The following is a 15,829-nucleotide window of genomic DNA, read 5'->3' as shown; positions in this document are numbered from 1 at the left end:
AAAAGGGCAGAAATCTGCCTTTTTGCATTTTTAGGCCTTGAATTCTCTCTTTTTGACCCCATTTATGAAATATCGATTTATTCACAGTTTTACGAAATTACACATAACTTAATTTTTGGAGCCATTATGGGAAAGATTATCGGAATTGACTTAGGAACCACGAACTCGTGCGTTTCTGTTGTTGAAAACAATGCACCAAAAGTTGTTGAGAACGCCGAAGGCGGTCGTACAACTCCCTCGATCATTGCTTACGTTGAAGACGGCGAAGTATTGGTTGGCGCACCTGCAAAACGCCAATCCGTTACTAATCCTAAAAATACGATCTATGCAGTAAAGCGCTTGATGGGTCGCAAATTTACTGATGCTGAAGTGCAGAAAGACATCGGTCTGATGCCTTACAAGATTGTTCAAGCGGACAATGGTGATGCTTGGGTTGAAGCGCGTGACAAAAAAATGGCACCACAACAGGTGTCAGCAGAAATTCTGCGAAAAATGAAAAAGACGGCCGAAGACTACCTCGGCGAAGAAGTGACTGAGGCAGTGATTACTGTCCCCGCTTACTTTAACGATAGCCAACGTCAGGCAACTAAAGATGCGGGCCGTATCGCGGGTTTAGATGTGAAGCGCATCATCAACGAGCCAACCGCAGCTGCATTGGCATTCGGCTTAGACAAGCAAGACAAAGTGGATCGCAAGATCGCTGTGTATGACTTGGGCGGCGGTACATTTGACGTGTCCATCATTGAAATTGCTAACGTGGATGGTGAGAAGCAGTTCGAAGTGCTTTCCACTAACGGCGATACTTTCTTGGGTGGTGAGGACTTTGACCAACGCATCATTGATTGGATCATTGCTGAGTTCAAGAAAGAGCAGGGCGTCGATTTGAGCAAAGACGTATTGGCATTGCAACGTTTGAAAGACGCTGCTGAGAAAGCCAAGATCGAATTGTCATCTGCACAGCAAACTGAAATCAACCTGCCATACGTGACTGCTGATGCGGGCGGCCCTAAGCATTTGAATTTGAAGCTCACTCGCGCTAAGTTGGAGTCTTTGGTAGAGGAGTTGATCAACCGTACAGCTGGTCCTTGCTTAACTGCAATTAAAGACGCTGGCGTCAATGTAGCTGATATCGATGACGTTATTTTGGTTGGCGGTCAAACCCGTATGCCTGCAGTTCAGGACAAAGTTAAGGAGATTTTCGGTAAAGAGCCACGTAAAGATGTGAACCCAGACGAAGCGGTTGCCGTTGGTGCTGCCATTCAGGGCTCCGTATTGTCTGGCGATCGTAAAGACGTATTACTCTTGGACGTAACACCATTGTCATTGGGAATCGAAACCTTGGGTGGCGTAATGACCAAGATGATTCCTAAGAACACGACTATTCCTACTAAGCATTCACAGGTTTACTCCACAGCGGAAGACAACCAGCCTGCGGTAACGATTAAGTGTTTCCAGGGTGAGCGTGAGATGGCTGCTGCCAACAAATTGCTCGGTGAGTTTAATTTGGAAGGTATTGCTCCAGCGCAACGCGGTATGCCACAAATTGAAGTGACTTTTGATATCGATGCCAACGGTATTTTGCACGTAGCTGCAAAAGACAAAACGACAGGCAAAGAAAACAAGATCACCATCAAGGCGAACTCTGGTTTGACTGAAGAAGAAATTCAACGCATGGTGAAAGATGCTGAAGCTAATGCCGATGAAGATAAAAAAGCATTGGAATTAGTAACAGCACGCAACACTGCTGATGCTTTGGCTCACTCAACCAAGAAGGCTTTGGAAGAGCATGGCTCTGCTTTAGAGGCTTCTGAGAAAGAGGCAATTGAAGCTGCCTTGAAAGAATTGGATGAAGCCATCAAGGGTAGCGATAAAGCTGCTATTGAAGCGAAGACTGAAGCTTTGGGTAAAGCAAGTCAGAAGTTGGGCGAAAAGGCTATGGCCGCTGAACAAGCTAAAGCTGGTGGCGCTGCTCCCGGCGCAGCTCCTGGTGGCGCGCAAGCTGCTGCTCCGGATGCTGACGTAGTGGATGCAGATTTCAAAGAAGTGGATGACAAGAAGTAATCCCCTAATTGAGAGCCATTTAACGTAGTTTGGAAGTACTTAAATAACAAGTCGGCCTCGTGCCGACTTGTGTCATTCAGGTTGTTGAGAGGAATTTTGTGCCTAAAAGTAAACGCGATTATTACGAAGTGCTTGGTGTTGCGAAAGGTGCCAGCGATGAGGAGCTAAAAAAGGCTTATCGGAAAATGGCGATGAAGCATCACCCTGATCGCAACCCCGATAGCAAAACAGCGGAAGCGCAATTCAAAGAAGTTAAGGAGGCGTACGAAACCCTCACGGATCCAAACAAGCGCGCTGCTTATGATCAATATGGCCATGCGGGTGTTGATCAATCCAGTGGCTTTGGCGGTGGCGGCTTTGGCGGTGGAGGTTTTGCGGATGCCTTCGGCGATATCTTCGGCGATATCTTTGGCCAAGGTGGCGGACGTCAATCAGGACCCCAGGTTTATAAAGGCGCTGATTTACGTTACAACATGGAGATCACTCTTGAGCAGGCTGCCGAGGGATACACCACCCAAATTCGCGTGCCAAGCTGGAGTAACTGCAAGCCTTGTAACGGTACTGGTGCTGAACCTGGTAGCAAACCCGAGAGATGTACTACTTGCGATGGTCATGGCCAAGTTCGTGTTCAGCAAGGTTTCTTCTCAATGCAACAAACTTGCCCTAAGTGCCGCGGTACAGGCGAGTACATTCCTAAGCCATGCAAGACTTGTCATGGCAGTGGTAAACATAAAGAACAAAAAACACTCGAAATCAAAATCCCTGCGGGCATTGATGATGGTATGCGCGTGCGCTCCGTTGGTAACGGCGAGCCAGGCGTCAATGGTGGACCATCCGGCGATCTCTATGTAGAAGTGCGAGTAAAGCCACACAAGGTCTTTGAGCGCGATGGCAGTGATTTGCATGTCCAAATGCCAATCTCGTTTGCAACTGCAACGATTGGTGGCGATATTGAAGTGCCAACGCTTTCAGGACGCGTGGAGTTTCCGATTCCTGAGGGTACGCAGACTGGTAAAACATTCCGTCTACGTAACAAGGGCATTAAAGGACTGCGCTCTACGATGGCGGGTGATCTCTTCGTTCACGTTGCCGTGGAGACCCCAGTGAAGCTGACTGATGAGCAGAAGAAATTACTGCAAAAGTTCGATGACAGCTTGAAGTCTGGTGGTGACAAACATAACCCACATCAAAAGGGTTGGTTTGACGGCGTGAAGAGTTTTTTTAGCTAACTAGTAGTTCAAGCTTATCCAGCAAAGCCGTGTTCGGGTCCGGGAAACTTTCCGGATTTCACTTCTCGAACATAGGCTTTGACTGCCGCCTCAATCGAGGCATGTCCATCCATAAAGTTTTTGACAAACTTCGGTGGCTTTCCGGGGCTGATGCCCAGCATATCTTGCAGAACCAAAACTTGCCCAGCGCAATCTGATCCTGCGCCAATTCCAATCGTAGGAATGGAAAGCGATTCAGTAATCAGCTTACCCAATGAAGAAGGAATTGCTTCGAGCACAATCATTTGCGCACCGGCTTGCTCACAAGCAAGCGCCTGCTCAAGCATGAGGCTTGCGGCATCTTTCGACTTACCTTGCACCTTGTAGCCGCCTAGAATATGAACAGACTGGGGTAATAAGCCCAGGTGTGCACAAACGGGAACGCTGCGCTCTACTAAATACTGGATGATGTCGATTTGCCAGTCGCCACCTTCAAGCTTGACCATATCAGCGCCAGCACGCATGAGTTCTGCAGCTGACTCTAAGGCTTGTACTGGATCACCATAGCTTGCGAAGGGAAGGTCGGCAATCACAAATGCATGGGTATTGGCGCGGGCTACACATTCAGTGTGATACGCCACTTGCTCGACGGTTACTGGGGTTGTGCTTGAGTGACCTTGAATCACATTGCCTAGGGAGTCTCCAATCAGGATGGTTTCCACCCCACAACGATTTAACAAGGCTGACATCGTTGAATCGTATGCCGTCAGCATGGTAATTTTTTCACCCTCAGCACGCATGGCGAGGAGTTTAGAAATCGTAGTTGGCTTTTCGCCCTGTAAGTAACCCATGGCGTGAGTTTAATGAATTAATGCGCGACTTGGCTATAAACGTCTTTTTCACCGCAATTACAGTTGCGGCAAGGGAGTTTTTCGATGCGCTGATCGGCTACATTGGGTAAATATGCCTTGAGCTCGCCCCAGTTGGGCAAGAAGAAATCTGGAGCAATTTCCAGTAAAGGTAGGAGGACAAAAGAGCGCTCAATGATTCTGGGGTGAGGAATCGTGAGCTCGGTATCTGTTTGGGATACGCCCTCAAATGCCAGAATATCTAGATCAATCGTGCGGGGTGCATTAGCGTAAGGGCGCTCACGGCCAAATTCTTGTTCAACGGCTTGGCAGACGTGCAGTAAACCATAAGGGCTTAATTGCGTTTCAATTTCAATCACTGCATTGATGTAGTCGCCACCAGTAGCTTGGAAGGGGGCGCTTTGATAGAAGCAGCTTTTGGCCAGGATTTGGAGTTCGCAGCGTTGCGCAAGGCACACAATCGCGTCAGTAATAAGCTGACGCGTGTCACCGATATTGCCGCCAAATCCAATAAAAGCTCGAGCCATACTTATTCCAAACAAGAGAAAACTACATGAAACTATCGGCCTACTTTACTGAATTTTTCTCAAGTCTGCTTAGTCTGCTGCACCTTCGGCGGGCACAGCTGATTTGGGTTTTCTACGACGACGTCGCTTTGCTGGGGAGGCGCTATTCCCAGTCTCATTTTTGACGCTGGCCATCAGGGCTTCCTGGCCTGTTGGATCGGCAGTAATAAAGTCAGTCCACCATTGGCCTAGGGATGGGCTTTTCTCGCCGGTAGCGCAACGTAGCAACATAAAGTCATAACCCGCCCTGAAGCGTGGGGATTCAATCAAGCGATAAGGGTAGCGTCCAACACGCTTTTCAAAACGGGGCTGCATAGACCAGATTTCTCGCATATCACTCTCGAAGCGACGCTGGATCACCATGCCGCTACTTTGGCTGGCGATAGTCTCATCCATTGCATCATGCAATGCAGGAATATTGGAAAGTCCTTTGGCGATATTCTTTTTCCAGTTGCTGAGCAGGTCTGGCCAGAGCAAGGTCGCAAACAAGAAGCCAGCTGAGACACTTTTGCCTGATTGAATGCGTTGGTCGGTATTAGCAAGAGCTATTCGTACAAAATCATTCGCCTCTTTCGATTCTGCACTCTGATCCAAGATGTGATCCAGCAAAGGTAGCAGGCCATGATGCAGTCCTGCATCTTTCAGACCTTGAATCGCGGCCCATGAATAACCTGACATGAGTAGTTTGAGGATTTCATCAAAGAGGCGTGCAGAGGGAACATCATGAATTAGCTTGCCTAGCTTAGCGATGGGCGCGCTTGTAGCTGCATCTAGAGTAAAGCCTGTCTTCGCAGCAAAACGAACAGCCCGCAACATCCGAATCGGGTCTTCGCGATAGCGCTTAGAAGGATCACCAATCATACGTAAAGTTTTCTTCTGCATATCGGCCATACCACCGTGGTAGTCGAGTACGGTTTCAGTAGCAGGGTCGTAGTACATCGCATTGATGCTGAAATCTCTGCGAGCGGCATCTTCATGCTGGCTTCCCCAGACGTTATCGCGCAAGATGCGGCCATTTTCGGCGACATGCTCACCGGCGTTTTCTAGTAGAGCTCTGAAGGTTGAGACCTCAATGATTTCAGGTTGGCCTTTGCCAAAGAAAGTCACGTGCACAATCTGAAAGCGACGCCCAATCAAACGCGCTTTACGGAATAATTTTTGTACTTGCTCGGGTGTTGCATTGGTTGCCACATCAAAATCTTTTGGGCCAATTCCTAAAGCTAAATCTCGGACTGCCCCACCGACGATAAATGCATCGTAGCCAGCCTGTTGCAATGTTTGGGTTACCTTCACAGCATTTTTAGATAGCAAATGCGGATCGATGCGATGCGATTTTTTAGGGATTCGTTTTGGAGCGCCCGAGGTATGGGCTGCGGTATGTCGGACCATCGGGTCGCGACGCAAAATGCGTTTAATAAATTTGGTAATCATGCAAACAGTTCAAGTATGGGCCAGTGACGCTTGAGAGCTTCATCACGTAGGCGAGCATCTGGATTGGTAGCAACAGGGTTGCTGACTTTTTCCAGGAGAGGTAAATCGTTCATAGAGTCTGAGTAAAAATAACTTTGCGGTAATTGATCCAATACGAGATTTTGCGTGGCAAGCCAATCGTGTACGCGTTGTATCTTGCCTTCCCGAAAACTCGGAATCCCTTTAACTTCGCCAGTGAAATTAGCCAGGGGGTTATCTCCCGCGGTGGCAGGCTCAGTAGCTACAAGATGTTGAATTCCAAAGCTTTCTACGATTGGCCGAGTGACAAAACTATTGGTTGCGGTGACAACGCAGCAAAGATCACCAGCATCTTGGTGGCGCTTTACTAAATCAAGTGCTTGTTGACGCAGTTGGCTGGTAATGACTTCTTCCATAAATGCGTCATGCCACTCTTTAAGTTGCGCACGAGAATGCTCCGAGAGCGGCTTTAAAGCAAAGCGCAAAAACTCCTGAATATTGAGTTTTCCATCTTTATAGTCCTGATAGAAACGTTCATTTTGCTGCGCATAGTACTTGCTATCTACTACACCAATGCGCGCCAAAAACTGGCCCCATTCGTAATCGCTATCGCAGGGAAGAAGGGTGTGATCTAAATCGAAAAGGGCTAATTGGGTCACGAATTGAATATGAATTAATTTATTTAGGCTGCAATAGCTCTCTAACAAGAGGCAATGTGACAGCACGTTTTGTTTCTAGTGAATAAGCATCCAAAGCATCAATCAAGGCCATGAGATTGGGCATATCGCGATAAAAGCGATTTAACAACCATGGCAATACCTCTGGCGATAAAACCAAGCCGCGCGCTTGCGCCGCTTGCTGTAATGCCTCTATTTTCTCATCATCGCCTAAAAGGTGAGTTTGAAACATCAAACCCCAGCCCAATCGAGTACGCAAGTCCTCTCTAAGCCTTAATGCGCCAGGGGCGGCATTGCCAACCATAAAGATATGAACCGCTTTGCTACCTTGAATGGCATTCAGAATGCGAAATAAAGAGGCGACCAAGCGCTCATCCAGTCGATCCACGTCATCTACAGTAATTATCGAGGGCTTATCGCTCACGCAAAAGGCGGATAGACGCTCTTCTAGGCGAATCCAGGAAATCGGTTCATTGGGCGTGAGTGGAAAGTATTCGAGACCCAATTGCTGAGCAGCATTACCAATTGCACTGAGCAAATGGGTGCGACCAGAGCCCTCTGGCCCCCACCAATAGATCCAGCGTTGATTTAAGGGATTTTCAGTTGGTGGTCTTGGGATGTTTTCTTCCCAAGATTTAACCAAAGCTGACAAAGCAGAGTGCAGCGCTAAATTTTCTCCGGCCAAAAAATTATTTAAGCTGGGTTTAGGCGTATGACCGATGTCGAGCGCAAACTGTTTTGGTAGTGGAGAGCTATTCATTACTACAGAAATTTACTTTTGGTACCAAGAGCTTTGGGTATAACGCGACCAGCCGTATTGGAGAAGGACCAAGCCAACAGCACTCGTTGGTAATGCCAGTAGCACGCCAAAGAAGCCAAATAATTTTCCAAACAGCAGTAAGGCAAAGAGCACGGCAACTGGGTGAAGACCAATACGCTCGCCCACGAGGCGTGGCGTTAGGAAGAAGCCTTCAATAAACTGCCCCAGTCCATACAGCACTAGGACGCCGATGATTGCGCCGCCAGGACCATATTGCAAAAGGGCTGCAAGGATGGCCAAGCTGAAGCCTAAGGTAATGCCGATATAAGGAATCACAATCATGAGCGCTGTGAATACACCAAATGCCACAGCGCCTTTGATTCCAATAAGACTTAATCCAACGCTGTAGAAAACAGACATAATGGAGATAACGATCAACATGCCTCGAAGATATTGAGATAACAAGCCATCAGCATGCATGATCAAGTGATGAACTGTATCTTGTGCACGAAGCGGTACGATTTTTTTAACCAGCTTAAAAAAATGATCCCAGTCGATCAACAGATAAAACATCACAAATAGAATCAGAACTGCATTAACGAACCCTGTAATAACTGAGCTACCAGACATCAACACAGTCTCTAAAGTGGATGTCATGAGCGCATCGGAATTGTCATTGAGGTGAGTCGTAATTTTTTGGGTCGCACTGGATTTCAGGGCACCCCAATCCACATTGATATTTAATTCGCTCAGCTTAGGTCCAAGCCAAGCTTGGGTGTTTTGGATCCATTCTGGAAATTGGGTCCTAATGAGGGGAATTTCGGTTTTGAGCAGGGTTACAAACAGACTCAAAATCAAAAAAACCACTCCCAGACCAAAAATCATGGCAATTGCAGCTGCGGCTGCGCGGGGTAGCTTATGACCCTCAAGCCACAAACAAACTGGGCGTAAGGCATAAGCCAGAATAAATGCAGTTAAAAAAGGGGTAAAAATTTCAGCCATCGTGCTCGAATCCTCTAGAATTCAATGATTCTACCGACCAAGTAGTGTTTTTTACTAATCTTCTATCTCTGCCATGAACTCATCTACCAATTCTTCCTCAAAAGGCCTTTCCTACCGTGATGCTGGTGTCGATATCGACGCTGGGGATGACCTGGTCGATCGCATAAAGCCTTTGGCTAAGAAAACCATGCGCGAAGGCGTATTGGCCGGAATTGGCGGCTTTGGAGCTCTATTTGAGGTGCCAAAACGTTATAAAGAGCCAGTGCTGGTATCTGGGACTGACGGCGTTGGTACAAAACTCAGATTGGCTTTTGAGTGGAACCGTCACGATACGATCGGCCAGGATTTGGTAGCGATGAGTGTGAACGATATTTTGGTGCAGGGTGCTGAACCCCTCTTTTTCTTGGATTACTTTGCTTGCGGCAAGCTCACTGTAGACACTGCTGCCACCGTGGTTGGCGGGATTGCCAAAGGATGTGAGTTATCTGGGTGTGCATTGATCGGCGGTGAAACTGCAGAGATGCCGGGAATGTACCCTCCAGGTGAGTACGACTTAGCTGGCTTTGCTGTTGGTGCCGTTGAAAAATCCAAAATTATTACTGGTGCAACAATTACTCCGGGTGATATCGTTGTTGCAATCGCCTCGAGTGGTGCGCATTCCAATGGTTATTCATTGGTTCGCAAAATTATTGAGCGTGCTGGTGCAAAACCGACTGATGATTTGGGTGGCCGTCCTTTGGGTGATGTCGTGATGGCGCCTACACAAATATACGTAAAGCAATTGCTGAAATTAATTGGCGAGATCAATGTGAAGGGCATGGCTCACATTACTGGCGGTGGTTTAGTGGACAACGTGCCGCGCGTACTCCCAGAAAATACCCAGGCCGTATTACATCGTGACAGTTGGCAAATGCCAGAGCTTTTCCGTTGGTTGCAGATGAAGGGCGGAGTGGCTGATGCAGAAATGGTGCGCGTATTTAACTGCGGTATTGGCATGGTGGTGATTGTGTCTGCTGATCAGGCAGATGCGGCAATCAAGTCACTCAAGGCTGAAGGCTTGCATGCTTGGACTGTTGGTGAGGTTGTAGAGCGTCCAGCTGGTGCCCCACAAACTATCGTGATTTAAAACTCGATACAAGTCTATTGACTCAGACTTTGCTTGCAGTACTCTAGGGCCGCGTTCAGCTCGGTTGGGTTGAACGGGTCAAATGTTTTTCTTCCGGCGATTGCTCGCAACCACGTTAACTGTCGTTTACCAAGCTGCCGAGTTGCTGCCAGGGCTTTGTAGCGCATTTCAGTTTGATCTACTTGATCGGATAAGTATTCCCAGACTTGTCGATAGCCAACAGAGCGAATGGCAGGCAGATCGCCATGAAGATCTGGATTCTTTTTGAGTAGCTCAACTTCCTCTAGCAATCCCCCGGCAAGCATTTCATCAAAGCGCTTTTCTAAGTTCTGGTGCAAGCGTGAGCGATCGCTTGGTTCTAGTGAGATCAGGTCAATCCATTCTGGAATAGAGGAGCCTTCTCTACCATCTTCGCTTGGGGCATCAGCCAGTAGTTCCGACATGGGTTTGCCAGTAATTTCATAAACCTCTAAAGCACGTTGCACGCGTTGAGAGTCATTGGGCTGTAAACGTGCAGCAGTAATGAGATCTACCTTGGCTAATTCAGCATGCATCGCAGGCCAGCCAATCGCTTTACCTTGCTCATCAAGGCGGGCACGGATTACTGGGTCTGCTGGCGGAAGTGAGGAAAGGCCATATGCCCACGCGCGCCAGTAGAGCATCGTGCCCCCCACCACAATAGGAATATTTCCACGCTCTCGAATTTCCTGACACAGTCGCTTGGCATCGTTTGCGAAGCGTGCCGCAGAGTAGGATTCAGTTGGCTCTAGGATATCGATCAGGTGATGCTGAACTGCGGCTTGTTCTGCTTTGGTCGGCTTAGCGCTCCCAATATCTAGTCCGCGATATACCAAGGCGGAGTCCATGCTGATTAATTCAAGGGTTTGACCAATGGATTTCGCATGTTCCGCTAATGCCATTGCGAGATGGGTTTTGCCTGCGCCTGTAGGACCAACAATACAGAGTATTGGCGCTTGATTAGGAGCATGCTTGGGCTGAATGTGGGGTTCAGTACGCATCCCTCATTATAAGAATGAAATGTCGCAATCTGTATTGCTGGCCTGTTAATATCCTTGCAACGAATACCTGGAGCACGATTTGATCGACACCTTATTGCAGTTAGGCGATTTGCTATTACACATTGATCGTCATTTGGACGTGGTGATTCAGCAATACGGCTATTGGGCTTATGGTTTACTTTTTGCAATCGTTTTTGCGGAGACCGGATTAGTCGTGGCCCCATTTTTGCCGGGTGACTCCTTGTTATTTATTGCTGGGGCCTACTGCGCTACTGAGCATTTCAATTTATGGACACTCTGCATTGGTTTGTTAATTGCTGCGATTGCGGGCAATACCGTGAACTACTTTATTGGACGTTGGATTGGCGAAAGAATTTTTAGTAGTGAGTCACGCTGGATTGATCAGGCTGCTTTGCGTAAGACACATGCTTTTTATGAGAAGCATGGCGGTAAAACAATTATCGTGGCGCGCTTTTTACCGATCATTCGTACTTTTGCACCATTCGTTGCTGGTGTCTCTGCCATGAATTTCTCTCGCTTCCAGTTTTTTAACATCACTGGCGCTCTCTTGTGGGTATTTGGTTTGGTCGTTGCCGGTTACTTCTTTGGCAATATTCCGATCATTCGTCAAAACCTCAATGTAATCGTATTGGTCGGCATTGGTGCCGCAGCTATTCCAATCGTATTGGCCGCACTCTACAAATTATTTCAGCGCAAAAAGAAATAAGTTCTTAGAGCTAAAAATAAGATTGCTGAGATGGGTTGCTTAACACTGATTAGTGCAGCTTAGTTTGACCTTCGAGCGTAGCAATATGCTCACGAATATCTGCAGCATCATCCGCACCAGGCATTTCGCTGAGGTAGTGATGAAGATCCGCTATTGCAGGTCGAACGTACTCCAATTGCGCAAAGATTAAGCCACGATCACGCACCTCTTCGCTTGAATCGGGCAACAAAATCACGAGACGCTCTTGAATGCCAAGCAGGCGCTCCCAACGCTCATCTTCTGAGTAAATCATTTTCAGATTCCTCATAAAGCGGGAAATAATTTCTCGGGAGCTTGAAGCGCGCAAGAAGATATTAAGTGGCAGACTCAGTTCACCGCGATAGCCCTTAGCATCGAGGTAGGGATCAAGCATTTCTTGCAATTGATTTTTTGAGAGGGACTCGCCGTTCAATGGGTCCATGATGATTTCGCCTTGTTGCAAGGAGATGCGCATCATGAAGTGGTTTGGGAAAGATACGCCGCGAATATTTAAACCAATTTGCTGACCCAGCTCCATCATCAAGATGGCTAGAGAAATCGGAATGCCGCGACGATTCTCAATGATCTGATGGAGATATGAATTTTCAGGGGCGTAAAAATCATTCGGGTTAGGGCCAAAACCTAACTCGTTATAAAAGAAATGCTTGAGCAACTGCAGACGCTGAATCGGTGGCGTATCAGGAGTAATCCGTTGCTTGAGCTTGTTGCCCCACTGATCAATCTGATCGAGGACTCCTTGAACATCGAGATCAGGATAGGCATGCTGTGCAACGGCTATCGTCGCCTCAGTTAAAGGGAGGTGCTCGTCTTCAGCAACGAGGGATGTGAAATAGTCGAGTTGTTGTGTTGGCATAAGAGCTATTTTGCATGACGCAGAAATTTTTGCCAGCGGATGCCAACGAGGCCTAGGGCGGCAAAATACACTACCGCAGCTGCGGCTAGCCAAGCAGCCACCAGCCCAATACGAACCCAGGGGCTAGTTTGCAATCCAATCCAATCATGTGCTGTGGCGGCGTAATAGAGCAGGAGCGTAAAAGGAATTAAGGCAAGCAAGAGCTGCCCTAAGTACTTTAACCATGCGGCGCTAGGTAGAGCGCCACGTCGCTGCAGTCCGACCCACAATAGTGCGGCATTTAGGCAGGCGCCAGTACCAACGGAGAGTGCAAGGCCAGCATGGCCGAACCAGGGAACAAAAACTAAATTAGCTAATTGGGTGGCCACCAAGACTAGCAAGCCGATTTTGACTGGCGTACGGATATCTTGGCGCGAGTAAAAGCCGGGGGCCAAGATCTTCACCAAGATGAGGCCAATGAGCCCAACGCCATAAGCCGCAAGTGCCCGCTGCGTCATTAATACGTCCAAGGCATTGAATTTGCCGTAGTGGTACAAAACTGCAGCGAGGGGCTCCCCAAATACAAAGAGCGCAATTGCACAAGGGGCAGCTAGCAAAAAGGTGAGTTGCAGTCCCCAAATGAGAAGTTCACCAGCATGCACTAAATCATTTTTTGCATTTGCCTTGCTCAGGCTTGGCAGCAAAACCGTTCCGAGTGCCACACCTAAGAGAGCCGTCGGAAATTCCATCAGACGATCTGCATAAGAGAGCCAAGAGACGCTACCTGCCTGTAGGCGAGAAGCAATATTGGTATTGATGATGAGGGAAATCTGAGCAACAGAAACCGCGAACACTGCAGGGCCCATTAATTTCATGACGCGCCTTGCGTCCGGATTTTGAATGGCTGCTTTGATGGCGCCGGGCAAGAGACCCACTTTAGGTAATAAGCCGAGGCGAGATAGTGCCGGTACCTGAATCGCAAGCTGTAAAAAACCGCCCAAGAGTACGCCGATGCTAAGGGCGTAAATTGGTTGTTCCAGGTGGGGCGCTAAAAAGATAGCGCTGCCAATGAGGGCTAAATTCAGTAAAACCGGAGTAAATGCTGGAATGGCAAAACGGCCAAAGGTGTTGAGGATCCCGGCTGACAGGGAAACCATTGAAATGAGGCCAATATAGGGAAACATGATGCGAGTCATCACCACGCTTGCCTCATATGCTGGTCCGCCCTCAAAGCCCGTGGCAATCACTAGAATCAGCGCCGGGGCGCCAATCACTCCAAGGCATACCGTCAGTAGCAAAGCCCAAAATAAGAGCGTAGCAACAGCATTTACGAGGATTTGGGACTGTTTTACATCCCCTTGGCTTGAAATTTCCCCCAAAATGGGTACAAATGCCTGAGAAAAGGCTCCCTCGGCAAAGAGGCGGCGTAGCAAATTAGGCAGTCTAAAGGCTACATTGAAGGCATCTGTCCACTCCGAAGCCCCAAAACTACGGGCAATCAGGGTCTCCCGGAGAAGTCCGGTGATCCTGGAGAGCATCGTGAGGGAGCTGACCTTGGCGGCAGCGGAAAGCAGATTCATGGGTCAATTTTCCCCTATTTATCAAGCGACTGGGCTTTTTTAGTCCTTTAATGTAAAATCTTGGGTTTTGGTGAGTCAGCTTACAAATTTGGCGAACCCACGCAGATTTTCAGTTAATCGTATTTTGTAATTTTTATATAGCAAGGTTTAAAGATGGCCAATACCGCACAAGCGCGTAAACGCGCACGGCAGGCAGTAAAACAGAATGAGCACAACTCCAGTTTGCGTTCAAAGCTTCGCACTTCCATCAAGGCAGTTCGTAAAGCAATTGAAACTGGCGACAAGGCTGCTGCAGCTAAAGTGTTCGCAGCAACTCAATCAACAATCGACAAGATTGCTGATAAAAAGATTGCTCACAAAAATACTGCATCACGTCAAAAGTCACGTTTGTCTGCAGCTATCAAGGCAATGGCAGCGTAAGACTTTTATAGTTTTAGGCAGACTCTAGAGAAATCTGGGTCTAAGCCCGCTCCTTATCAGAGCGGGTTTTTGTTTTTAGGACTGGGATTGTGAATTCGGTTCGAATTCACAGGCCTCTTCGATTGGTAGGCCGTTGTCTTTGGCAAAGTTCATGACAAAGTCGAGCGCTCTCGGATCAAGGTCTCTTAGTCTGGTATCAATAACAACGCATTTCACTTTTGCAATAACCACTGGTCTGACATAGGGCGAGTAAGTGAAGCGGGGGTCTCCAGCATCGCCTGGAGGGCGAAAAGTAGCCATCACTCCGCAAAGACGTTCGGCCCAGTCGCTGGGACGAAAAGGTTTGCCAGAAGTTGTAATGCCTTGAATGAAAAGCTTTTTGTGGTTCAAGTTGGCGTAGAAATCGTTGTAAGGAATCGGTGTTGCTTCAGCCCTCTAGCTTAACAGTCTGCGAAGGCCTTAAGATGACTTTAGGAACTATTTTCGTGCAGTTCGGTGCTTCAAACAAAAAATGCAAGCTAAAACTCTAGTAGAAAGCTCAACAATGACATCATTGGCAAAGCCTCAAGTGCCTGGCCAGGTTAAGCATTACTTGCAGTTTGCTGACCTGACGCGTGAAGAGTACGACTATCTTCTTAAGCGCTCTGCTTGGCTTAAGACCAAGTTCAAAAGTTATGAGACTTGGCATCCTTTGCACGATCGCACTTTAGCGATGATCTTTGAGAAGCATTCCACCCGGACGCGCCTTTCGTTTGAGGCTGGCATACACCAGCTTGGTGGTCACGCTGTGTACCTGAACACCCGCGATACCCAGTTGGGTCGTGGCGAGCCTGTAGAGGACGCTGCGCAGGTGATTTCCAGAATGACTGACATCATCATGATCCGCACTTTTGGCCAAGAGATTATTGAGCGCTTTGCTGCCAATTCTCGTGTGCCTGTGATTAATGGCTTAACCAATGAATACCATCCCTGCCAAGTGTTGGCTGATATCTTTACTTTTGTAGAGGCGCGCGGCCCCATCCAAGGCAAAACCGTTGCTTGGGTTGGTGATGCCAACAATATGGCCTATACCTGGATTCAGGCGGCCGAATGTTTAGATTTTCAAATTCGCTTTTCTGCGCCTGGCGGTTATCAGCTAGATGACTCTAGGTTGACCGAAAAAGCGTTAAAGCATTTGACCGTTTGCGCCGATCCAAATGATGCTTGCAAGGGCGCTGACCTAGTCACGACAGATGTGTGGACCAGTATGGGCTACGAAGATGAGAACACTTCGCGTATGGCTGCATTCAAGGACTGGATGGTGGATGAAGAGTTGATGGCTTTAGCCAAGCCAGATGCTTTGTTCATGCATTGCTTGCCAGCGCATCGTGGTGAAGAGGTTGCGGCCGAAGTGATTGATGGCCCTCAAAGTATTGTTTGGGAAGAGGCTGAAAATCGTCTGCATGTGCAAAAGGCTTTGATGGAGTATTTGCTCTGTGGTCGTTTAGATTAATC

At 48.0% G+C, this 15,829-nt stretch carries 16 protein-coding genes; 6 read left to right on the top strand and 10 right to left on the bottom strand.

The window, feature by feature from the left end:
- Positions 1–126: 126 nt before the first annotated feature.
- Both dnaK and dnaJ read left to right on the top strand, forming a co-directional pair.
- On the top strand, positions 127–2,061 hold the full coding sequence (dnaK, locus tag FD971_RS08340; RefSeq protein ID WP_215333863.1) for a molecular chaperone DnaK: 1,935 nt from the start codon (positions 127–129) through the stop codon (positions 2,059–2,061).
- A 98-nt stretch (positions 2,062–2,159) separates the two neighbouring features.
- Positions 2,160–3,290 (top strand): molecular chaperone DnaJ, encoded by a 1,131-nt coding sequence (dnaJ, locus tag FD971_RS08335; RefSeq protein ID WP_215333862.1) that lies wholly within the window; start codon positions 2,160–2,162, stop codon positions 3,288–3,290.
- Between the two features lie 14 nt (positions 3,291–3,304).
- Here dnaJ and panB read toward each other — a convergent pair whose 3' ends face one another.
- The 6 genes from panB to FD971_RS08305 all read right to left on the bottom strand — a co-directional run bounded on the left by panB (position 3,305) and on the right by FD971_RS08305 (position 8,592).
- On the bottom strand, positions 3,305–4,120 hold the full coding sequence (gene panB, locus FD971_RS08330; protein ID WP_215333861.1) for a 3-methyl-2-oxobutanoate hydroxymethyltransferase: 816 nt from the start codon (positions 4,118–4,120) through the stop codon (positions 3,305–3,307).
- Between the two features lie 17 nt (positions 4,121–4,137).
- On the bottom strand, positions 4,138–4,665 hold the full coding sequence (gene folK, locus FD971_RS08325; RefSeq protein ID WP_215333860.1) for a 2-amino-4-hydroxy-6-hydroxymethyldihydropteridine diphosphokinase: 528 nt from the start codon (positions 4,663–4,665) through the stop codon (positions 4,138–4,140).
- Positions 4,666–4,734: 69 nt separating this feature from the next.
- Entirely contained in the window at positions 4,735–6,135 is a 1,401-nt protein-coding gene (gene pcnB, locus FD971_RS08320; protein ID WP_215333859.1) for a polynucleotide adenylyltransferase PcnB, read from the bottom strand.
- Positions 6,132–6,812, bottom strand: a complete 681-nt coding sequence (locus FD971_RS08315) for an HAD family phosphatase (protein ID WP_215333858.1) — start codon at positions 6,810–6,812, stop codon at positions 6,132–6,134. Before FD971_RS08315 ends, pcnB begins: the two co-directional genes overlap by 4 nt.
- A 19-nt stretch (positions 6,813–6,831) precedes the next feature.
- On the bottom strand, positions 6,832–7,590 hold the full coding sequence (gene hda / locus FD971_RS08310) for a DnaA regulatory inactivator Hda (protein ID WP_215333857.1): 759 nt from the start codon (positions 7,588–7,590) through the stop codon (positions 6,832–6,834).
- Between the two features lie 12 nt (positions 7,591–7,602).
- Entirely contained in the window at positions 7,603–8,592 is a 990-nt protein-coding gene (locus FD971_RS08305; RefSeq protein WP_215333856.1) for an AI-2E family transporter, read from the bottom strand.
- Between the two features lie 73 nt (positions 8,593–8,665).
- On the opposite strand from FD971_RS08305, the gene purM reads away from it, so the two are divergent.
- Entirely contained in the window at positions 8,666–9,718 is a 1,053-nt protein-coding gene (gene purM / locus FD971_RS08300) for a phosphoribosylformylglycinamidine cyclo-ligase (protein WP_215333855.1), read from the top strand.
- 14 nt (positions 9,719–9,732) lie between these two features.
- On the opposite strand, the gene miaA is transcribed toward purM, so the two are convergent.
- On the bottom strand, positions 9,733–10,737 hold the full coding sequence (miaA, locus tag FD971_RS08295) for a tRNA (adenosine(37)-N6)-dimethylallyltransferase MiaA (protein WP_215333854.1): 1,005 nt from the start codon (positions 10,735–10,737) through the stop codon (positions 9,733–9,735).
- A gap of 82 nt (positions 10,738–10,819) precedes the next feature.
- Here miaA and FD971_RS08290 point away from each other — a divergent pair, with 82 nt between their 5' ends.
- Entirely contained in the window at positions 10,820–11,464 is a 645-nt protein-coding gene (locus FD971_RS08290; RefSeq protein ID WP_215335311.1) for a DedA family protein, read from the top strand.
- Between the two features lie 49 nt (positions 11,465–11,513).
- On the opposite strand, the gene FD971_RS08285 is transcribed toward FD971_RS08290, so the two are convergent.
- On the bottom strand, positions 11,514–12,356 hold the full coding sequence (locus FD971_RS08285) for a SirB1 family protein (RefSeq protein ID WP_215333853.1): 843 nt from the start codon (positions 12,354–12,356) through the stop codon (positions 11,514–11,516).
- A gap of 5 nt (positions 12,357–12,361) precedes the next feature.
- The gene (murJ, locus tag FD971_RS08280) at positions 12,362–13,915 is read right to left on the bottom strand and encodes a murein biosynthesis integral membrane protein MurJ (RefSeq protein WP_215333852.1); all 1,554 of its coding nucleotides are present in this window, start codon (positions 13,913–13,915) and stop codon (positions 12,362–12,364) included.
- A gap of 153 nt (positions 13,916–14,068) precedes the next feature.
- Between murJ and rpsT the strand changes: the two genes are divergently transcribed.
- Positions 14,069–14,335, top strand: a complete 267-nt coding sequence (rpsT, locus tag FD971_RS08275) for a 30S ribosomal protein S20 (RefSeq protein ID WP_015421893.1) — start codon at positions 14,069–14,071, stop codon at positions 14,333–14,335.
- 75 nt (positions 14,336–14,410) lie between these two features.
- Here the strand turns inward: rpsT and FD971_RS08270 are convergent, their stop codons facing one another.
- The gene (locus FD971_RS08270; RefSeq protein WP_215333851.1) at positions 14,411–14,725 is read right to left on the bottom strand and encodes a DUF3579 domain-containing protein; all 315 of its coding nucleotides are present in this window, start codon (positions 14,723–14,725) and stop codon (positions 14,411–14,413) included.
- 154 nt (positions 14,726–14,879) lie between these two features.
- Between FD971_RS08270 and argF the strand changes: the two genes are divergently transcribed.
- A complete protein-coding gene (argF, locus tag FD971_RS08265; RefSeq protein ID WP_215333850.1) occupies positions 14,880–15,827 on the top strand; it encodes an ornithine carbamoyltransferase in 948 nt (315 codons plus the stop codon).
- The last annotated feature ends 2 nt before the right edge of the window (positions 15,828–15,829 follow it).

It is taken from the genome of Polynucleobacter sp. AP-Ainpum-60-G11, assembly GCF_018688375.1.
GTDB lineage: Bacteria > Pseudomonadota > Gammaproteobacteria > Burkholderiales > Burkholderiaceae > Polynucleobacter.
The sequence above is the reverse complement of the archived record's forward strand: the minus strand, read 5'-3'. Positions and strand labels throughout refer to the sequence as shown.